The organism is Streptomyces sudanensis (genome assembly GCF_023614315.1).
In the GTDB taxonomy this organism is placed as follows: domain Bacteria; phylum Actinomycetota; class Actinomycetes; order Streptomycetales; family Streptomycetaceae; genus Streptomyces; species Streptomyces sudanensis.
Genome location: NZ_CP095474.1, coordinates 537854 through 558226 on the forward strand (window position 1 = coordinate 537854; position 20373 = coordinate 558226).

At 72.9% G+C, this 20373-nt stretch carries 17 protein-coding genes and 1 pseudogene; all 18 read right to left on the reverse strand.

Features of this window, described 5'->3' with window-relative positions:
• Positions 1–24 precede the first annotated feature (24 nt).
• Positions 25–258 (reverse strand): ATP synthase F0 subunit C, encoded by a 234-nt coding sequence (gene atpE / locus MW084_RS02290; RefSeq protein ID WP_010474382.1) that lies wholly within the window; start codon positions 256–258, stop codon positions 25–27.
• Between the two features lie 85 nt (positions 259–343).
• Positions 344–1153 (reverse strand): F0F1 ATP synthase subunit A, encoded by an 810-nt coding sequence (atpB, locus tag MW084_RS02295; RefSeq protein ID WP_010474380.1) that lies wholly within the window; start codon positions 1151–1153, stop codon positions 344–346.
• A 225-nt stretch (positions 1154–1378) separates the two neighbouring features.
• A complete protein-coding gene (locus tag MW084_RS02300) occupies positions 1379–1816 on the reverse strand; it encodes a Cg1360 family ATP-synthase-associated protein (RefSeq protein WP_010474379.1) in 438 nt (145 codons plus the stop codon).
• A gap of 258 nt (positions 1817–2074) precedes the next feature.
• Complete coding sequence (locus MW084_RS02305; protein WP_029553792.1) at positions 2075–3436, reverse strand: MraY family glycosyltransferase; 1362 nt, start codon at positions 3434–3436, stop codon at positions 2075–2077.
• 108 nt (positions 3437–3544) lie between these two features.
• On the reverse strand, positions 3545–4813 hold the full coding sequence (locus MW084_RS02310) for a serine hydroxymethyltransferase (protein WP_010474377.1): 1269 nt from the start codon (positions 4811–4813) through the stop codon (positions 3545–3547).
• Positions 4814–4933: 120 nt separating this feature from the next.
• Positions 4934–5561: pseudogene (locus MW084_RS02315) on the reverse strand (arsenate reductase/protein-tyrosine-phosphatase family protein); the annotation flags it as partial.
• Positions 5558–6205, reverse strand: coding sequence for an L-threonylcarbamoyladenylate synthase (locus MW084_RS02320; RefSeq protein ID WP_010474375.1), 648 nt, complete (start codon positions 6203–6205; stop codon positions 5558–5560). The gene MW084_RS02320 and the pseudogene MW084_RS02315, both read right to left, overlap by 4 nt.
• 184 nt (positions 6206–6389) lie before the next feature.
• A complete protein-coding gene (prmC, locus tag MW084_RS02325; RefSeq protein ID WP_010474374.1) occupies positions 6390–7271 on the reverse strand; it encodes a peptide chain release factor N(5)-glutamine methyltransferase in 882 nt (293 codons plus the stop codon).
• Positions 7272–7321: 50 nt separating this feature from the next.
• Positions 7322–8398 (reverse strand): peptide chain release factor 1, encoded by a 1077-nt coding sequence (gene prfA / locus MW084_RS02330; protein ID WP_010474373.1) that lies wholly within the window; start codon positions 8396–8398, stop codon positions 7322–7324.
• Between the two features lie 129 nt (positions 8399–8527).
• Positions 8528–8749, reverse strand: a complete 222-nt coding sequence (gene rpmE / locus MW084_RS02335) for a 50S ribosomal protein L31 (protein ID WP_010474371.1) — start codon at positions 8747–8749, stop codon at positions 8528–8530.
• Between the two features lie 136 nt (positions 8750–8885).
• Positions 8886–9968, reverse strand: coding sequence for an LCP family protein (locus tag MW084_RS02340; RefSeq protein WP_010474370.1), 1083 nt, complete (start codon positions 9966–9968; stop codon positions 8886–8888).
• 228 nt (positions 9969–10196) lie between these two features.
• The gene (locus MW084_RS02345; protein ID WP_010474368.1) at positions 10197–11909 is read right to left on the reverse strand and encodes a trypsin-like serine protease; all 1713 of its coding nucleotides are present in this window, start codon (positions 11907–11909) and stop codon (positions 10197–10199) included.
• A 319-nt stretch (positions 11910–12228) separates the two neighbouring features.
• On the reverse strand, positions 12229–14295 hold the full coding sequence (rho, locus tag MW084_RS02350) for a transcription termination factor Rho (RefSeq protein ID WP_275563446.1): 2067 nt from the start codon (positions 14293–14295) through the stop codon (positions 12229–12231).
• Between the two features lie 422 nt (positions 14296–14717).
• Positions 14718–15632 (reverse strand): homoserine kinase, encoded by a 915-nt coding sequence (gene thrB, locus MW084_RS02355; protein ID WP_010468710.1) that lies wholly within the window; start codon positions 15630–15632, stop codon positions 14718–14720.
• Between the two features lie 292 nt (positions 15633–15924).
• Positions 15925–16995, reverse strand: a complete 1071-nt coding sequence (thrC, locus tag MW084_RS02360) for a threonine synthase (protein WP_010468708.1) — start codon at positions 16993–16995, stop codon at positions 15925–15927.
• Positions 16996–17002: 7 nt separating this feature from the next.
• Positions 17003–18322: a homoserine dehydrogenase gene (locus MW084_RS02365; RefSeq protein WP_029553301.1), complete on the reverse strand. Its 1320-nt coding sequence runs from the start codon at positions 18320–18322 to the stop codon at positions 17003–17005.
• A 108-nt stretch (positions 18323–18430) separates the two neighbouring features.
• Positions 18431–19822 carry a diaminopimelate decarboxylase gene (gene lysA / locus MW084_RS02370; RefSeq protein ID WP_010468703.1) on the reverse strand — a complete coding sequence of 464 codons (1392 nt, stop codon included), beginning with the start codon at positions 19820–19822 and terminating at the stop codon, positions 18431–18433.
• Positions 19823–19838: 16 nt separating this feature from the next.
• On the reverse strand, positions 19839–20322 hold a 484-nt coding region (locus MW084_RS02375), incomplete at its 5' end, for a DALR anticodon-binding domain-containing protein (RefSeq protein ID WP_275563447.1).
• Positions 20323–20373: the final 51 nt, after the last annotated feature.

Here is a 20373-nt window from a genome sequence, read left to right on the forward strand (position 1 = left end):
AGGGGTCTGGGCTGTCGGTCCGGCTTACTTGTAGACGAAGCCCATGACGATGCCGATGAGGGCGAGCGCCTCACAGAAGGCGAAACCCATGATCTGGTTGGTACGGATCAGACCGGCCGCCTCGGGCTGGCGGGCCAGGGCCTGGGTGCCGTTACCGAAGATGATGCCGACGCCGACGCCGGGGCCGATGGCGGCCAGGCCGTAGCCGATGGACGCGACGTTTCCGTTGACAGCGGCGAGAGTCTCGAGAGCGGACATGCCGGTTCTTCCTTCTCTTTCAAGGACCCGGTGGGGGNTGGCCACCGGACGTCTGTGGGTGGGGATGGGCTGGGCCGGGGCCCGCTCAGTGGTGCTCGGAGAGCGCGCCCTGGACGTAGCTGCTGGCCAGGAGTACGAAGACGTACGCCTGGACCGCCTGGATGAAGAGCTCGAAGGCCGTCATGATGACGACCATGACGAACGAGGCGCCGGCGTAGACGAAGCCGAGGCCGTTCATCAGGTACCAGGTCGCCAGGGAGAACATGACGATCAGCAGGTGGCCGGCGAACATGTTCGCGAAGAGTCGCACCGCGTGGGTGAACGGCCGGATGATCAGGTTCGAGAAGAACTCGAGCAGCATGATCAGCGGCAGGATCGCGCCGAGGGACTTGTCGTAGCCGAGGATGTTCTTCCAGCCGCCGACGAAGCCGTGCTTCTTGAAGGTCAGGCCGACCCAGGTCACGTAGACGATCGCGGCGAGACCGGCCGGGAAGGCGATCAGGGAGGTCACCGGGAACTGCGCGAGCGGGATGATGGACCAGAGGTTCATGATCCACACGAAGAAGAACAGCGAGACCATGAACGGCACGTACTTCTCGCCGTCCTTCTTGCCGATGATCTCGTAGACGATGCCGCGGCGGACGAAGTCGTACCCGGCCTCACCGATCATCTGCACCTTGCCGGGCACCAGCTTCGGCTTGGCGAAGGCGGCCCAGAAGAAAGCGACGATCACGATCGAGCCCAGCAGCGCCAGCAGCATCGGCTTGGTGAACTCGAAGCCGCCGACCACGGCGATGGGCTCGTACAGGAAGGTGTGCAGGCCCGGCGCCGGGAAGCCACATCCGGTGAAGATGTGGCAATCCGGGTCGAAGGCAAGCGTCTGGTCAGCACTCACCGCGGGCTCCTTCAGCGTGGCGCATAGGTACGGCAACCTCGTTGTGTCGGCGCGGCACGCGGCCGCGGTTCGGCACTGGACTGGTCTTACGGATAAGGGGGCGGCGGTTAGGCGTCGAGCGTCGCGCTGGGACAGGCGTCGGCTCGGATGTCCGCGCCCGCAGTGCCGCATATGGCACCGGACGATAGCAGCATCTCGAACGGCCCTTTATCCCGGCCCTACCACTCACGTCGCGGACCCCGTCTTCGCAGTTCGGCCGCCGTTGTCCGACGCGGGGTCGACGTAGAGGATCTTGGCCTTCATGTAGTGGCGCGCCTGCGCGGCGACCCAGACGATCGTCGCGGCGAGCAGCGTGAAGCCGAAGGCCTTGAAGTCGAACAGGGTGGTGTCCTTCAGCAGCGTCATGACGACGAAGAGCAGCAGCATCTGCGTGGTGTAGAGCATCAGGCCCATGGCCTGGAACAGGTGCGGCAGGGACTTCGCCGTCCGCTGCAGGACGAACATCCCCAGCCCCATGAAGACCACCACCAGCACCGTGCCCAGCACGGCCCCGACGGCTCCCTCGCCGCCGGCCACCACGCCTCCGACCACGGCGCCGACGGCACCGGTGGCGAGCGTGGGCACGGCGGCGTGCAGGAGGGTGCGGGCGTCGTTGGACGGCATGGCGGCATCTCCGCTTGCTGGTGGGGGCGTGGTGTCGTCATGGACGAGCGTAGGCCCGGTCCGAGTCAGGTCTCGACGCCGGTGGGCCGTCGCACTGCGGCCCTCCGGCACTGTCTCCGGGTCTCGTGAACCGTATCACAAACTATTTGGCGAGGTCTTTACCCGAAGGTGTGCCAACCCTCACGCATGAGAGTGATGTTGCACGTGTGCGCGCGACAAACCAGGAGGTTTCTGGTAATACCGCGCGCGACGCCTTCGTCAACTCGGCGTTCCGGCCTTCCGCCGTTCGGGAAGGTGCGAGCGGGCGCCGATCGCGGTCGCGCCGTTGACGCCCGCCGGAACGGGCGGGCGCCGGTCCGCGTCGTCGCCCCCGGGCGCCGCGTCCGCACCGGCGTCGTCCTGCGGGTCCTGCGTGTCCGCCGCGGTCCCCTGCCCGCCTTGGGAGGCGGTCCTGCGGCGCCGGTAGCGGGGCGGCACGAACGACTCGGCCCAGCGCGGGGCACGCGGCTGGAAGCGGGGCAGGAGCAGCAGCACCAGGCCCACCGCGCTCAGCGCCACGATCGGCAGGATGATCCACATGGACGCGGAGTGGACGGAGTACATCAGCGTGCCGAACGCGATCAGCGACGACCAGAAGTACATGATCCACACGGCGCGGCTGTGCGAGTGGCCGATCTCCAGCAGCCGGTGGTGCAGGTGCCCGCGGTCGGCGGCGAACGGCGACTGGCCGTTCCAGGTGCGCCGCACGATGGCCAGGAAGAGGTCCGCCATCGGGATCGCGATGATCGTCAGCGGCAGCAGCAGCGGCATGAAGACGGGCAGCGCGGCGTGCGTCGCCTCGCGGGTCGAGCCCTCGAAGAGCTTCAGCGCGTCCGGGTCCACCTGGCCCGTGATGGAGATCGCCGACGCGGCCAGCACCAGCCCGATCAGCATCGAGCCCGAGTCGCCCATGAAGATCCGCGCCGGGTGCATGTTGTGCGGCAGGAAGCCCAGGCACATGCCCATCAGCACGGCGGCGAACAGCGTCGCCGGCGCGGCGGCCTCGATGCCGTAGCCGAACCAGATCCGGTACGCGTACAGGAAGAACGCGGAGGCGGCGAGGCACACCATGCCCGCGGCGAGGCCGTCGAGGCCGTCGACGAAGTTCACCGCGTTGATGGTGAGGACGACCAGCGCGACCGTCAGGAGCGTGCCCTGCCACTGGGTGAGGCCGACCGTGCCGACGCCGGGGATCGGCAGCCACAGGATCGTCAGGCCCTGCATGACCATGACGCCGGCGGCGATCATCTGCGCCCCGAGCTTGATCAGCGCGTCGATCTCGAACTTGTCGTCGAGGACGCCCACCAGCCAGATCAGGGCGGCGCCGGAGAGCAGCGCGCGCGGCTCGTTGGAGAGCGCGAAGACGCTGTTCAGGCGGTCCAGGTGGTCCGCGACGAGCAGGCCCGCGCAGAGCCCGAAGAACATGGCGATGCCGCCGAGGCGCGGCGTGGGTTCTCGGTGCACGTCGCGCGCGCGGATCTCGGGCATCGCGCCCGCCGCGATCGCGAACTTCCGCACCGGTCCGGTGAGCAGGTAGGTCACCGCGGCCGTGATGCAGAGCGTCAGCAGGTAGTCACGCACGGGCTGCCCCACAGGAATCGCTGGCCATCTCAGCCCCACACCCTAGTCGCGCCGCCATCGTGGTGGAGACGCCCCGAGGGCGGCGCGCGGTTGCGTCCACGGCCCCTTCTACCCCCGATACGGGAGGAATCGCCCCGCCAGTTCCCGGGTCCGCGCGCGTACGGCGCCCGTGTCGGCGCCCTCGCGGAGCGCCTCCGCGAACAACCGCGCGACCTGCTCCATCTCCGCCGCGCCCATGCCCTGGGTGGTCACCGCGGCCGTTCCCAGGCGGATGCCGCGCCCGTCCTCGTGGGGCAGGGCGCAGGTGTCCACGACCAGGCCGGCCGCCGCCAGGCGGGCCCGGGCGGTGCGGCCGTCGACGCCGAGCGGGGCCGGGTCGGCGGTGATCAGGTGGGTGTCGGTGCCGCCGGTCGTCACCGCGAGGCCCAGTCCGCCCAGGAGCGCGGCCAGGAGGCGCGCGTTGGCGACGACCCGGTGGGCGTACGCGCGGAACGCCGGGGTCGCGGCCTCCCCGAAGGCGACGGCCTTGGCGGCGACGGTGTGCATCTGGGGGCCGCCCTGGGTGAACGGGAACACCGCCCGGTCGATCCGCTCCGCGAGGTCCGCCCCGCACAGCAGCAGGCCGCCGCGCGGCCCGCGCAGCACCTTGTGCGTCGTCGCGCACACCACGTCCGCGTACGGGACGGGGTTGGGCGCCGCTCCCCCGGCGACCAGCCCGGCGGGGTGGGCCGCGTCGACGATCAGGGCCGCCCCGACCTCGTCGGCGATGTCGCGGAACTCGGCGTGGTCCGGGTGGCGGGGGTAGGAGACCGAACCGCACACGATCGCCTTGGGCCGGTGCCGGCGGGCCAGGACGCGCACCTGGCGGTGGTCGACGAGCCCGCTCTCCGCGTCGACGCCGTAGGGGACGAAGTCGAACCAGCGGCCGGAGAAGTTCGCCGGCGACCCGTGGGTGAGGTGGCCGCCGTGGGCGAGGTCCATCGCGAGGACGGTGTCCCCGGGGCGCAGCAGCGCCGCGTACGCCGCCAGTACGGCGGAGGAGCCCGAGTGGGCCTGCACGTTCGCGTGCTCGGCGCCGAACAGGGCGCACGCCCGTTCCACGGCGAGCCGCTCGGCGGCGTCCGCGTACTCGCAGCCGCCGTGGTGGCGGCGGCCGGGGTAGCCCTCGGCGTACTTGTTGGCGAGGCGCGAGCCGAGCGCGGCGAGGACGGCGGGCGACGTGAAGTTCTCCGCGGCGATCAGCTGGAGGCCGTCCTCCTGCCGCCGCGCCTCCCCGGCCAGTACGTCGGCGATCTCGGGGTCCTGCCGGCGCAGCGCGTCGGCGTCCGGTCCGTAGGCGCCGTCCAGCGTCCTCCCGGCTCCAGCGGTGAGCGGCATCAGTGGCTCCAGGCGCTCCGGACGTGGGCGGCCCCCCGGCACTTCCACTGTAGGCCCGGGCCNCGCNGCCCGCCCNNCNGGCGGCTCNGCGGCCCGGCGGCCCGGCGGCCCGGCGGCGCNCGGGGACCCCGGTCAGGGCGGTCACCACCGGCTCCAGGGCCCGGTCGATCTCGTCGCCCACCGAGCGGAAGAACGTGAGGGGCGCGCCGTACGGGTCGTTCACCTCGTCGGCCTCCGCGCTCGGCGCCAGCAGCCAGCCGCGCAGCGCCGCGGCGGCCCGCACCAGCGCGTGCGCCCGGGCCACCACGCCCTCGGCCCGCGGATCGGGCAGCGTCGCGGGGTCTATCGCCCGTACGAGCCGGGTGAACTCCTTCAGGGTGAAGGTCCGCAGGCCCGCGCTGTGGCCCATCGAGATGACCTGGGCCCGGTGGTCACGGGTGGCCGTGAGCACCAGGTCGGCGCGGATGACGTGCTCGTCGATCAGTTCCCGGCCGACGAACCCGCTCGCGTCCGCGCCGAAGTCCGCGAGGACCGCCTCGGCGTTCGCCTCCATCGGCGCGCCCTCGTGCCCCCACGTGCCGGCGCTCTCCACGATCAGGCCGCACCCCGCCGGGTCGCCCACGCGGTCGCGCAGGGCGTGGCGGGTCAGCCGCTCGGTGATCGGCGAGCGGCAGACGTTGCCGGTGCTGACGTGGAGGATGCGGAACGTGCTCGCCGTGCCTATGCCGCGCCCCTCAGGGGGGGTCAACTGGCCACCTCGAGGTCGGGTACGACCTTGCGCAGCTCGTCCGCGGAGAGCGCGCCCGCCCGCAGCAGCACCGGCACGTCCCGCGTGACGTCGACGATCGACGACGGCACGATGCCCGGCGTCGGGCCGCCGTCCAGGTACACCGACACGGAGTCGCCGAGCATGCCCTGCGCGGCGTCGCAGTCCTCGGGCGCCGGGTGCCCCGTGAGGTTGGCGGAGGACACCGCCATCGGGCCGACGTCGGTGAGCAGTTCGATCGCCACGGGGTGCAGCGGCATGCGGATCGCGACGGTGCCGCGGGTGTCGCCCAGGTCCCACTGGAGGGACGGCTGGTGCCGGGCGACGAGGGTGAGGGCGCCCGGCCAGAACGCGTCGACGAGCTCCCACGCCTGCTCGGAGAAGTCGGTGACCAGGCCGTGCAGGGTGTTCGGCGAGCCGATGAGGACGGGCGTGGGCATGTTGCGGCCCCGGCCCTTGGCGTCCAGCAGGTCGGCCACGGCCTCCGGGCTGAAGGCGTCCGCGCCGATGCCGTAGACGGTGTCCGTCGGCAGCACGACGAGCTCGCCGCGGCGGACGGCGGACGCGGCCTCGCGCAGGCCCGTCGAACGGTCGGTCGCGTCGTTGCAGTCGTATCGCCGTGCCATCAGGGGGCCCTCCCAATTTCGGTCACTCGGTTCACCTCCGGGGCGCTCGGGGCCCCGTCGACGGCCGACCGCGCCCGGCCGGCCGTCCTCCGCGCCCCGCGCACGCTCCCGGACGGCGTCCGGGGGTGCTCCCACCCGCGCATGCGGGCGCCGCACGTGGTGGGTCCCGCCGCCGGCGCCGGCGTCATGGCGTCGCCTTGCGGGCCGTCGCGAAGCGGGGGCGGTTGTTCAGGTCGGGGTGGTCGGCGGCGTCCGTCCAGCCGGCCTCCTCGTTGAAGATCCACGGCACCTGGCCGCCCTGCGTGTCGGCGTGCTCGACGACGACGAGGCCGCCGGGGCGGAGCAGGCGGTGCGCGGTGCGCTCGATGCCGCGAATCACGTCCAGGCCGTCCTCACCGGAGAACAGCGCCATGTCGGGGTCGTGGTCGCGCGCCTCGGGCGCCACGTACTCCCACTCGGTGAGCGGGATGTACGGCGGGTTGGAGATGACCAGGTCGACCTGGCCGTCCAGCTCCGGCAGGGCCGTCAGGGCGTCGCCGTGGTGGACGGCGACCCTGCTCCCCTCGGCGTTGCGCCGGGTCCACACCAGGGCGTCCTCGGACAGCTCCACGGCGTGCACGCGGGAGCGCGGCACCTCCTGGGCGATGGCGAGGGCGATCGCGCCGGAGCCGGAGCACAGGTCGACGACGAGCGGTTCGACGACGTCCATGGCGCGTACGGCGTCTATCGCCCATCCGACGACCGACTCCGTCTCCGGGCGCGGCACGAAGACGCCGGGGCCCACCCGGAGCTCCAGGTAGCGGAAGAACGCCCGGCCGGTGATGTGCTGGAGCGGCTCGCGGGCCTCGCGGCGTGCCACGGCCTCCCAGTAGCGGGCGTCGAAGTCGGCGTCCTTGACGTTGTGGAGCTCGCCGCGCTTGACGCCGTGGACGAACGCGGCGAGCTCTTCCGCGTCGAAGCGCGGCGACGGCACGCCGGCGTCGGCCAGGCGCTGGGTGGCCTGGGCGACCTCCGCCAGCAGCAGGCTGCGGGGGCTCGGGGTCCTCCCCCCGAAATTCTGCTGCACGCTGGTCCTCCGGGCTGCTGGGTCGTACGGGCGGGGTTACGGGAAGGGGCTCACGCGGCGGAGAGCTTCGCGGCCGCGTCGGCGTCGACGCACGCCTGGATCACGGCGTCCAGGTCCCCGTCGAGCACCTGGTCCAGGTTGTAGGCCTTGAAGCCGACGCGGTGGTCCGAGATGCGGTTCTCGGGGTAGTTGTACGTGCGGATCTTCTCCGACCGGTCGACCGTGCGGACCTGGCTGCGGCGGGCGTCCGCGGCGTTGCGCTCGGCCTCCTCCTGCGCCGCGGCGAGGAGCCGGGAGCGGAGGATGCGCATGGCCTGCTCCTTGTTCTGGAGCTGGCTCTTCTCGTTCTGGCAGGAGGCGACGACACCGGTCGGCAGGTGGGTGATGCGGACGGCGGAGTCGGTGGTGTTGACGGACTGGCCGCCGGGCCCGGAGGACCGGTAGACGTCGATCCGCAGGTCGTTGGGGTTGATCTCGACCTCGACCTCCTCGGCCTCGGGCGTGACCAGGACGCCCGCGGCGGAGGTGTGGATGCGGCCCTGCGACTCGGTGGCGGGCACGCGCTGCACGCGGTGCACCCCGCCCTCGTACTTCAACCGCGCCCAGACGCCCTGGCCGGGCTCGGTCGCGCCGTTGCCGCCCTTGGTCTTCACGGCGACCTGGACGTCCTTGTAGCCGCCCAGCTCGGACTCGGTGGCGTCGATGATCTCGGTCTTCCAGCCGACGCGCTCGGCGTACCGCAGGTACATCCGCAGGAGGTCGCCGGCGAAGAGGGCGGACTCGTCGCCGCCCGCGCCCGCCTTGATCTCCAGGATGACGTCCTTGTCGTCGCTGGGGTCGCGCGGGACGAGCAGCAGCCGCAGCCTGTCGGTGAGTTCCTCGCGGCGCTTCTCCAGCTCCTTGGCCTCGGCGGCGAAGTCCGGGTCGGCGGCGGCGAACTCGCGGGCGGTCTCGATGTCCTCGCCGGTCTGCTTCCAGGAGCGGTACGCCGCGACGATCGGGGTCAGCTCGGCGTAGCGCTTGTTGAGCCTGCGCGCGTTGGCCTGGTCGGCGTGGACCGAAGGGTCGGCGAGCTTCTTCTCGAGGTCGGCGTGCTCGCCGACCAGTTCCTCGACCGCCTCGAACATCGGGGGCTCCTGGAGTGGGGTGTGGGCAAGGGGCTGCGGGCGACGGGAGGGCCGGGGAAGCCGGCCCCCCCGACCAAAAAGCCGGCCCCGGCCGTCCGAGGGACGGCCGGAGACCGGCGGTACGGCTCGCTACTTCTTGGAGCCGGCAGCCTTGCCGAAGCGGGCCTCGAAGCGGGCCACGCGGCCACCGGTGTCGAGGATCTTCTGCTTGCCCGTGTAGAACGGGTGGCACTCGGAGCAGACCTCGGCACGGATGGCGCCGCCGTCGATCGTGCTGCGGGTGGTGAACGACGCGCCGCAGGTGCAGCTGACCTGGGTCTCGACGTACTCGGGGTGGATGTCGCGCTTCAAGGTGTCTCCTAGTTTCGGGAGGGCTCCGGGTCGCCTCCGCGGGATGCGGGTGCGTGAACCGGGGCCGACGTACCAGTCTGCCAGGACCGGCCGTATCTCCCAAAACCGGGGTGGGGCCGCGGCTATTCCCCCGTTTTCACCGGATCACGTCCCCGCCCCCGGCCGCGGCGGCGTCCCGGACGGCGGAGGCCGGTACCGGCAGGTCCTGGCGCAGCGCCTGCCAGACCTGCTGGGCCCGGTCCTCCACGGGGACGACGCGGTTGGGGTCGGCCGGGTCGTACCGGACCGGCATCGTGACCAGGTGGATGTCGTCGGAGCCGAGGCCGGACAGGCCGCGGGCGAGGCCGGCGAGTTCCCCGACGCCGTCCAGCCCGGAGTCCGGGGTGATCGCCTTGGTGGCGGTGTCGGCGAGGCCCCAGAGCTTCCGCGGGTCGCTGAGGACGCCGACGCGCTCGACCTGGTCGACGAGGGCCCTGAGGAACTCCTGCTGGAGCCGGATGCGGCCGAGGTCGCTCTGGTCGCCGACGCCCTTGCGGGTGCGGACGAGGCCGAGGGCCTGCTCGCCGTCGAGGGTGTGGGTGCCGGCGGGGAGGGTGAGGTGGCTGTCGTCGTCCTCGATGGGCCGGGTGGTGGTCACCCGGACCCCGCCCAGTTCGTCGACGAGCTTCTTGAAGCCGGTGAAGTCGACCTCGACGTAGTGGTCCATGCGGATGCCCGACATCCGCTCGACGGTCTTCACGGCGCAGGCGGGGCCGCCCACCTCGTAGGCGGTGTTGAACATCGCCCGGTACGCGGCGGGCTCGCCGCGGCCGTCGCGGCGGGTGCACTCGGGGCGGGTGATCAGCGTGTCGCGCGGGATGGAGACGACGCTGGCCTTCCGGCGGCCCTGGTGGAGGTGGACGACCATCGCCGTGTCGGAGCGGGCGGTGCCCTTGTCGCGGCCGTACGCGCCGTTGGCGCCGGAGCGGGAGTCGGAGCCGAGGACGAGGATGTCGAGGGAGCCGTCGTCGACGTCGTCCGGGCGGTCGTCGCCGAGCCGGGTGTCGATGTCGACGCCCTCGATGTTGGCGTCGAGCCGCAGGTAGGCGAATCCGGCGCCGCCCGCGCCGAGGAGGGCCAGGACCAGGGCCGCCCACGCGATCGCGGCCAGGCCGCGCCGGGCGGCGGTCGCCCCGCGGCCCCGTCCGGCGGGTATGCCGCCCGTGCCCTGCTCGTCCATGCTCTCCCCGATCCCCTCGACCCGTGTGCTTCCCGGGTTCCTCGACGGCACCGTTTCAGACGGCGCAGCGGGAAAAAGGGTTGTACGGGCCGGCGGGGACGCGGAACGCCCGTGCCCGCCGCGCGGGGCACGGCGGGCACGGGCGTCGGTTCCTCCGCGGGCCGGTCCGCGGCCGTCCGCCCCGGCCCGCGCGGGACCGGGGCGGACGGGGACCGGGTCCGCTCGCGCTCAGCCGAAGAGGTTGAACGCGTTCCAGCCGGAGCCGATCTTGACGCGCGGGACGAACGGCGCCGTCGAGGAGCTGCGGCCCTGGTAGAGCCACATCACGCCGGCCGAGTCGCGGGCCAGCAGGTCGGCCTTGCCGTCGCCGTTGACGTCGCCGGTGGCGGCGTACGCGGTGAAGTTCCAGCCGCTGGTGCCGGCCAGGACGCGGTTGGTGAACGTCGCCGTGGCGGTGCCGCGGCCCGGGTACACCCACAGGCGGCCCGAGGTGTCGCGGGCCAGCATGTCGGCCTTGCCGTCACCGGTGTAGTCGCCCTTGCCGGCGATGGTCATGACGCCCCAGCCGGAGCCGACGCTGACCCGGGTGCCGAAGGTGCCGTTGCCGCGGCCCGGGTACAGCCACAGGTAGCCGTTCTTGTCCTGCGCGAGCAGGTCGGGCAGCGCGTCGCTGGTCATGTCGCCGGGGACCAGGATGTTCTTCATCGCGCCCCAGCCGGAGCCGACGGTGTACTCGTCGAAGCCGCCCTGGCCGTCCCAGTGGAACCACTGCAGGACGCCGGCGTTGGTGCGGTACAGGTAGTCCTGGAAGCCGTCCCGGTCGAGGTCGGCCTGGCGGACCAGGTTGTAGCCGCTCCAGTCGCCGAGGGAGACCCGGCCGCCGAGCGAGGTGCCGCGCGAGTAGTACTCCCACGCCTCGCCGGCCGAGGTGCGCGCGAACAGGTCCGCGCGGCCGTCGAAGTCGAGGTCGGTGTCGTTGACCCGCGCGTTGATCTGGCCGACGTACGTGCTGGTCTTCGCGTAGACGCTGTACGCGCCCTGCTCGACGCAGTCCCGCACGCCCCACGACACGACGCCGGCTATCCGGCCGTTCACCACGAGCGGGCCGCCCGAGTCGCCGTTGCACGGGGAGACCGTGCCGGCGTCCTGGCCGGTGGCGGGGTTGCCCGCGCAGGCCATCTGGCCCGCGACGAAGTCGCCGCCGTAGTACGACGAGCAGGCGGCGTCGGACCGCATCGGGACGACGGCCTTCTTCAGCGTCTGCGAGCCCTCGTCGGAGGTGGAGCTGGTGCGGCCCCAGCCGTAGACGGTGGCCTGCGTGCCGTCGCGGTAGGAGGCCGTGTCGCCGCTCTGCGTGGTCTGGAGCGTCTTGTACGGCATCGCGTCGTACAGGGTGAGGACGGCGACGTCGCCACCGGCGATCGTGGCGTTGTTGTAGGTCGGGCTCATCCACTGGCGGTCCACGCCCGTGATGCGCCCGCCGTGCAGGTCGAGGTCGGCCCCGTTCGAGGTCGGTATCTGGTCGGTGCCGGCGACGACCGAGCCGTACTGCGCCCAGTCCAGGCCGTACACGCAGTGCGCGGCGGTCAGGACCTTGTTCGGGGCGACCAGGGAGCCGCCGCAGAAGAAGCCCTCGTCGTCCGCCGCGTCGTCGGTTCCCTTGTCGTCGTAGTAGTGCAGCTGCACCATCCACGGCGCTTCGGTGATGGCGGCCGGCGAGCCGCCGATGATGTACGACTCCTTGGTGCCGGAGCCCGTGTTCCCGCCGGTCTCGCGCTCCTGCGCGGGAAGGGTGTCGGCCTCGCCGTCGCCCAGGTCGGCGACCGAGCCCTCGACGCGGTCGAGCAGCTCGGTCTTCGACGGGGCCTGCGGCTTTGCCGCGTGGTGCTTGGCCGGGGCCGGGGGCGTGTCCGCGGCCTGGGCGGGCGCGGCGCCGAGCATCGCACCGCTCAGGGCGAGTGCGGCGGCGGCCGCGGGAAGGACGGTGCGCGTCCTCCGCTGGGCAGATGTCACTCAGGACTCCTCTCGGGATGTGAGCAGGGAGGAGCCGAGTCACCGGACGCATCGGGCGGGACGAATGTTCGTCACGGCCCACAGGACGACGCGGAGCGGCCCGGTGGTCTTTCAGGGCACGGCTCCGCCGACTCAGTGGGCGTATTCGTCAATACGTTCCCCCCCACTACGACGCGCCGATCCTACAACGCGGGACCGCCCCCGGTCACCGAGATGACGGGGGCGGTCCGGTACTACGGGGACGACGTCAGTCGTTGTTGCCGGAGGACGGCGTCGTCTTCTGGATCTGGAGCAGGAACTCGGCGTTCGACTTGGTCTGCCGCATCTTGTCGAGCAGCAGCTCGATCGCCTGCTGCTGGTCGAGCGCGTGCAGCACCCGGCGCAGCTTCCAGACGATGGCGAGCTCCTCGCCGCCGAGGAGGATCTCCTCCTTGCGGGTGCCGGACGCGTCGACGTCCACCGCGGGGAAGATGCGCTTGTCGGCGAGCTTCCGGTCGAGCTTGAGCTCCATGTTGCCGGTGCCCTTGAACTCCTCGAAGATCACCTCGTCCATGCGCGAGCCGGTGTCGACCAGCGCGGTGGCGAGGATGGTCAGCGAGCCGCCGTCCTCGATGTTCCGCGCGGCGCCGAAGAAGCGCTTCGGCGGGTACAGCGCGGTCGAGTCGACACCACCGGACAGGATGCGGCCGGAGGCGGGCGCCGCGAGGTTGTACGCGCGGCCCAGGCGGGTGATCGAGTCGAGCAGGACGACCACGTCGTGACCCAGCTCCACGAGGCGCTTGGCGCGCTCGATGGCCAGCTCGGCGACGGTGGTGTGGTCCTCGGCGGGGCGGTCGAAGGTCGAGGAGATGACCTCGCCCTTCACCGACCGCTGCATGTCGGTGACCTCCTCCGGACGCTCGTCGACGAGGACGACCATCAGGTGGCACTCGGGGTTGTTGTGGGTGATCGCGTTGGCGATCGCCTGCATGATCATGGTCTTGCCGGTCTTCGGCGGGGCCACGATCAGGCCGCGCTGGCCCTTGCCGATCGGCGACACGAGGTCGATGATCCGGGTGGTCAGCACGCCCGGGTCGGTCTCCAGGCGGAGCCGGTCCTGCGGGTAGAGCGGGGTCAGCTTGTTGAACTCGGGGCGGCCCCGGCCGGAGTCCGCGGCCATGCCGTTGGCCGAGTCGAGGCGGACCAGCGCGTTGAACTTCTCGCGGCGCTCGCCGTCCTTCGGCTGGCGCACCGCGCCCGTGACGTGGTCGCCCTTGCGCAGGCCGTTCTTGCGGACCTGGGCGAGCGAGACGTACACGTCGTTCGGGCCGGGCAGGTAGCCCGAGGTCCGGATGAACGCGTAGTTGTCGAGGATGTCCAGGATGCCCGCGACGGGGATCAGGACGTCGTCGTCGGAGACCTGCGGCTCGCCGGCGAACTCCTCGCGGCCGCGGCGGCCCCGGCGGTCGCGGTAGCGGCCGCGGCGGCCCCGGCGCCCGCCGTCGAAGTCGTCGTCGTCCTGCGGTCCGGGCTGGCCCTGCGGCGCGCCCTGGCGCTGCTGGCGCTGGCCGCCGCCCTGCTGGTCGTCGCCCTTGCCGCGGTCGCGGCGGTCCCGCTGGCGCTCGCCCCGGTCGCCCCGCTCGCCGCGGTCGCGCTCGCGGCCCCGGCGGTCCCGGCGGCCCGCCTCGGCGGTGTCGGCGGCGGATTCGGCCGTACGGGCGTCCTGGCCGCCCTCGGGGCGGGTCTCCGTGCGGACCTCGGTACGGGCCTCGGTGCGGCCCTCGGCCTCGGCGGGGCTGCCGACCGCGGCGGTGGCGCGGCGGCGGCGGCGCTCGCCGGCCGCCTCGTCGCCCTGGTCCGGCGCCGCGGCGAGCTTCGGCGACGGCTGGCCGGGGATCTCGATCTGCTGCTGGGCGGCGGTCTTCTCGCCGCGCGCGGCCGTGTCGTCCCCGTTCGCCCTGGCGGAGGGCGTCTCCGCGGCGTCCCCGGCCTCCTCGCCCGTACGGGTGCGGGAGGTGGCGCGGCGCTTGGGCCTGGTGTCGGCGGTGCCGGACTCGGCACCCTTCGGCGCGGACGCGGCGCCTCCCCCGGAGGGGGCGCCCCCGGTCTGCGCTTCCTTGATGACCTCGATCAGCTGGCTCTTGCGCATGCGCGCGGTGCCCCTGATGCCGAGGCCGGACGCGACCTGCTGCAGCTCGGCCAGGACCATGCCCTCGAGGCCGGTGCCGGAGCGGCGGCGCCGTGAGGTGGTGCCAGTGGCAGCACCTGCGGCGGGCGCGGTGGTGTCGACGCTCTTGTCGGCAGTCACGCCCATCAGATCGGTGGTGTCGCTCACGAAGGGTCCTTCCCTGGAGCGGACGTCGGCCTTCTGGCTCGGCGACCGGTTGTGCTGTCCGGCCTCGGCCCTGATGTGGGAGCCGTGCCGGGGCGGTGGTGCCGCCGGAATACGGCGGCGGAAGAAATAACGTGCGTCGTCCGGCCCGAGACCCCCTGGTCGGCCCTCTCCGGTGGAGGAGCGAGGGGGGACGCGCGCCGGTTCCGGAGCGTGCTCGAAACTGCTCAGGCAGGCTGCTCAGGCAGTTTGGGGGGCTCCCGGAAGAAGGGTGGTCCCTGACGGGGACGCACAGCACCGCGCCACAAAGACGTCGGGTGCAGACTTGAGATTAACACTACCGGCTCCAACAGACATTCCCCCTCTCACACACCGGCAATCCGCGTATCCGGCGATCCGCCCCGCGGCGGGCGCCTTCCGGCGGGTCACGGCGCGAGCGGCAGTACGCTCGCGCCGGCGGCGTCGAGGGTCAGCCGGTTGGCCGCCCAGCCCTCTCCCGCCAGCAGCGCGACCTTGTCCGCCGCGCCGTCCTCGACCAGCGCGAGCACCGTGGGGCCCGCGCCGGAGATGACCGCGGGGACGCCGTCCGCCCGCAGCCGGTTCACAAGGGCGATGCTCTCCGGCATCGCGGAGGCCCGGTACTCCTGGTGGAGGCGGTCCTCGGTGGCGGCCGTCAGCAGCTCGGGGCGCCTGGTGAGGGCCTCGACGAGCAGCGCGGCGCGGCCGGCGTTGGCGGCGGCGTCCCCGTGGGGGACGGTGCGGGGCAGCAGGCCGCGGGCCGTCTCGGTGAGCACGGGGCTCGCGGGGACGAAGACCACCGGAACGATGGACTCCTTGGGGTCCATCCTGATGGCGCGGGTCGCCGCGGCCTCGGTCCAGGCGATGGTGAAGCCCCCCAGCAGGCAGGCGGCGACGTTGTCGGGGTGGCCCTCGATCTCGGCGGCGAGCTCCAGCAGCGCGGCGTCGTCGAGCCGGTCGCCGCCTATGGTCACGGCGCGGGCGGCGACGACCCCCGCGCAGATGGCGGCGGAGGAGGAGCCCAGGCCGCGGCCGTGGGGGATGCGGTTGGCGCAGACCACCTCCAGGCCGCGGGGCTGGCCGCCGAGCAGGTCGAACGCGGTGCGCAGGGAGCGTACGAGGAGGTGGCTCTCGTCGCGCGGGAGCGTGTCGGCGCCCTCGCCGGCGATGTCCACGTGCAGCCCGGCGTCGGCGACCCGGACGACGACGTCGTCGTACAGCCCCAGCGCGAGGCCGAAGGCGTCGAAGCCCGGGCCGAGGTTGGCGCTGGTGGCGGGGACGCGCACCCGTACGGCGGCGGCGCGGAACGCGGGACCGGCCATCGCTCGTTGACTCTCCTTGCTCTGGACCTGCGGGGGTGACCTGCGGGATGGGGACGGGCGGGGACTTCGGGGGATCGGCGTCGGACGTGCGGGNGCCCGGGGCCGTTCCGGCGGTCACCGACGGCGTCGTCGCCCGCGGCATATGCGGCGGGGTGGTTCCCCCCAGAGTATCGAAGGAAGGTTCCGCCGCGACATAGGGCGCACGGGAGGCGCACGGTGCGTGTCGCGTGCCGGTCCGTGCACCCCGGCCGGCGCCGCCGCCGGACCCGCGGGACCGGCGGCGGCCGGGGCGTCAGACCAGGCCGAGGCGCCGGGCCGCGGCGGCGGCGTCGACCGGGACGGTGACCGGCTGCGGGGCTCCGGCGACCGCCCAGTCGGGGTCCTTGAGGCCGTTGCCGGTGACCGTGCAGACGATCCTCTGGCCCGGGTCGACCTCGCCGCGCTCGGCGGCCTTCAGCAGCCCGGCGACGGACGCGGCGGACGCGGGCTCGACGAAGACGCCCTCCTGCGCGGCCAACAGGCGGTAGGCGCGCAGGATCTCACGGTCCGTCACCTCGTCGATGAGGCCGCCGGACTCGTCGCGGGCGGCGAGCGCGTGACGCCAGGAGGCCGGGTTGCCGACGCGGATAGCGGTGGCGACCGTCGAGGGCTCCTTGACGACCTCGCCGCGCACGATCGGCGCAGAACCGGACGCCTGGAAGCCCCACATGCGCGGGGTGCGCGAGGCGACGCCGTCCTTCGCGTACTCGGTGTACCCCTTCCAGTACGCGGTGATGTTGCCGGCGTTGCCGACGGGCAGCACGTGGACGTCGGGGGCGTCGCCGAGCATGTCGACGATCTCGAACGCGGCGGTCTTCTGGCCCTCCAGGCGCACCGGGTTGACCGAGTTGACGAGCACCACCGGGTAGTCGTCGGAGAGCGCGCGGGCCAGCGTCAGGCAGTCGTCGAAGTTGCCGTCGACCTGGAGGATCGTCGCGCCGTGGACGAGCGCCTGGCCCATCTTGCCCAGGGCGATCTTGCCGCGCGGGACGAGGACGGCGCAGACCATGCCGGCGCGGACCGCGTAGGCGGCGGCGGAGGCCGAGGTGTTGCCGGTGGAGGCGCAGATGACCGCCTTGGCGCCCTCCTCCTTGGCCCGGGTGATGGCCATGGTCATGCCGCGGTCCTTGAACGACCCGGTGGGGTTGGCGCCCTCGACCTTCAGGTGGACCTCGCAGCCGGTGCGCTCGGAGAGGACCTGCGCGGGGACGAGCGGCGTACCTCCCTCACGGAGCGTGACGACCGGCGTGTCGTCCCGGACCGGGAGGCGGTCCCGGTACTCCTCGATGACGCCGCGCCACTGGTGGGTGCCCTTGCTGGTCATGGGTCCTCTACTCCCCTTCGACACGCATGATGCTGGCGACACCGTGCACGGTGTCGAGGCTGCGCAGCGCCGCGACGGTCCCGCTGAGGGCGGCGTCGGGCGCGCGGTGGGTGACGACGACGAGGCTCGCCTCGCCGCCCTCGGCGGAGGTGCCGCCGTGGGCGTCCCGGCCCTGCTGGCGGACGGTGTCGATCGACACCCCGTGCTCGGCGAAGACCGTCGCGACCTGGGCGAGCACGCCCGGCCTGTCGGCCACGTCGAGGCTGATGTGGTAGCGCGTCACCACCTCGCCCATGGGGCTCACCGGCAGCCGGGCGTACGCGGAGTCGCCGGGGCCCGTCGCGCCGCCCAGGCGGTTGCGGCAGACGGCGACGAGGTCGCCGAGCACGGCGGACGCGGTCGGCGCGCCGCCCGCGCCCGGGCCGTAGAACATCAGTTGCCCGGCCGCCTCGGACTCGACGAACACGGCGTTGTAGGCGCCGCGCACGGAGGCCAGCGGATGGCCCAGCGGGATCATCGCCGGATGCACGCGGGCCGTGACGGACCCGCCGTCGGCGGCCCGCTCGCAGATGGCCAGCAGCTTGATGGTGCAGCCGATGCGCTGGGCGGAGGCGAAGTCGGCGGCGGTGACCTCGGTCATCCCCTCGCGGTACACGTCGTCGAGGCGCACCCGCGTGTGGAAGGCGATGCCGGCGAGGATGGCCGCCTTCGCGGCGGCGTCGAAGCCCTCCACGTCGGCGGTCGGGTCGGCCTCCGCGTACCCGAGGGCGGTGGCCTCGTCGAGCGCCTCCGCGTAACCGGCGCCGGAGGTGTCCATCCTGTCGAGGATGAAGTTCGTGGTGCCGTTGACGATGCCGAGGACGCGGTTGACCCGGTCGCCGGCGAGGGACTCGCGCAGCGGCCTGATCAGCGGGATCGCGCCCGCGACGGCGGCCTCGTAGTACAGGTCACGGCCGTGCTCCTCGGCGGCGGCGTGCAGCGCGGCGCCGTCCTGGGCGAGGAGCGCCTTGTTGGCGGAGACGACGGACGCGCCGTGCTCGAAGGCGGTGGTGATCAGCGTGCGGGCCGGCTCGACCCCTCCGATGACCTCGACGACCACGTCGATGTCGCCGCGTTTGACCAGCGCCGTGGCATCGGTGGTGACCAGGGCCGGGTCGATGCCCTCGCGGACCTTGGAGGGCCGGCGGACGGCCACGCCGGCGAGCTCGACCGGGGCGCCGACGCGCGCGGCGAGGTCGTCGGCGTGCGTCGTCATGATGCGCGCCACCTCTGAGCCGACCACGCCACAGCCCAGCAGCGCCACCTTCAGCGGACGCGTACGCATCATCCGACCTCGTTTCTGTCCCGTCCCGCCGTGTTCTCCCGCGGGCCTTCCAGTCTCACCCACCGGATGGGACTTCCCCCGTCCCGTCCGATGGGTGAGATGTCCGTTCCATCAGCCGACATCGAGGCGCAGGAGGTCCTCCTCCGTCTCGCGCCGGACGATCACCCGCGCCGCCCCGTCCGCGACGGCCACGACGGGCGGGCGGAGCACGTGGTTGTAGTTGCTGGCCATGGAGCGGCAGTACGCGCCGGTCGCGGGCACCGCGATCAGGTCGCCCGGCGCCAGGTCGGCGGGCAGGAACGCGTCCCGCACGATGATGTCACCGCTCTCGCAGTGCTTGCCGACGACCCGGCACAGCATCGGCTCGGCGTCGGAGGTGCGGGAGACCAGCGCGACGCTGTACCCGGCGTCGTACAGCGCGGTGCGGATGTTGTCCGACATGCCGCCGTCGACGGAGACGTACGTGCGCAGCCCCTCCAGGGGCTTGATCGTGCCGACCTCGTACACGGTGAACGCGGTCGGGCCCGCGATGGCGCGGCCCGGCTCGACGGAGACCCGCGGCACCGCCAGCCCGGCCGCCGCGCACTCCCGGCCGACGATCTCCCGCAGCGCCGCCGCGATCTCGTGCGGCTCGCGCGGGTCGTCGTCCGGCGTGTACGCGATGCCCAGACCGCCCCCGAGGTCGATCTCCGGCAGCTCGATCCCGTGCTCGTCACGCACCTGGGCGAGGAGGGAGACCACGCGGCGGGCGGCGACCTCGAAGCCCGCCATGTCGAAGATCTGCGACCCGATGTGCGAGTGGATGCCGACCAGTTCCAGTCCGTCGAGCTTCAGCGCGCGGCGCACGGCCTCGGCGGCCTGGCCGCCGGCGAGCGTGATGCCGAACTTCTGGTCCTCGTGCGCGGTGGCGATGAACTCGTGGGTGTGCGCCTCCACCCCGACCGTCACCCGGATCTGCACGCGCTGCCGCCTGCCGAGGGCCTGGGCGGCGTGGGCGACGCGCACCATCTCCTGGAAGGAGTCCAGGACGATCCGCCCGACGCCCGCCTCGACGGCCCGCCGGATCTCCTCCGGGCTCTTGTTGTTGCCGTGGAAGGCGATGCGCTCGGCGGGCATCCCCGCGGAGAGCGCCGTGGCGAGCTCGCCGCCGGAGCACACGTCGAGGTTGAGCCCCTCCTCGTGCAGCCACCGCACCACGGCGCGGGAGAGGAACGCCTTGCCCGCGTAGAACACGTCGGCCTCCTCGCCGAACGCGTCCGCCCAGGCGCGGCAGCGGGCCCGGAAGTCGGCCTCGTCCAGGACGTACGCGGGCGTCCCGAACTCCTCGGCGAGGGCCGTGACGGGGATGCCCCCCACGGTCAGGACCCCGTCGTCGCCGCGCCGCACTGTGCGGGCCCAGATCTTCGGGTCGAGGTGGTTGAGGTCGGCGGGGGGCGCGCTGTAGTGGCCCTCGGGCAGGACGTCGGCGTGGCGGGGCCCGGCGGGGTGTGCGGAACGGCTCATGTCTCTCTCACAGCGGTCACAGGCGGTCGGGGGCACTGACGCCGAGCAGGGACAGGCCGCCGGCCAGCACCGTCCCGGCGGCTTCGGCGAGGGCGAGCCGGGAGCGGTGGGCGGCCGAGGGTTTCTCCTCACCGACGGGCAGCACGGTGTGCTGGAACCCGAGCAGCGCGTCGGCGACGACCTCCAGATGCCGGGCCAGCCGGTCCGGGGCGTGCTGCCGGGCGGCGGCCAGTAGTACGGACGGGTGGTCGGCGAGCGCGGCGAGCAGCTCCGGGGCATCCACCTCCTCCTCGTACGCGCCGGTGAAACCGAGGTCGGCGGCGTTGCGGAGCAGGGCGCGGGACCGGGCGTGCGCGTACTGGACGGTGAACAGGCCGTTGCCGCCCGCCTCGGTCAGACGCAGCAGCGGCGCCGCGTCGAGCACCCGGTCGTGCGCGGCGGGCCGCAGCAGCGCCCACCGCGCCGCGTCGGGCGGGAGGACCGCGGCGACGTCGTAGTGCNNGGGGNCGGGACGGAGGAAGANNANNGGNNGTCGGCNNNNTCNGATGTGT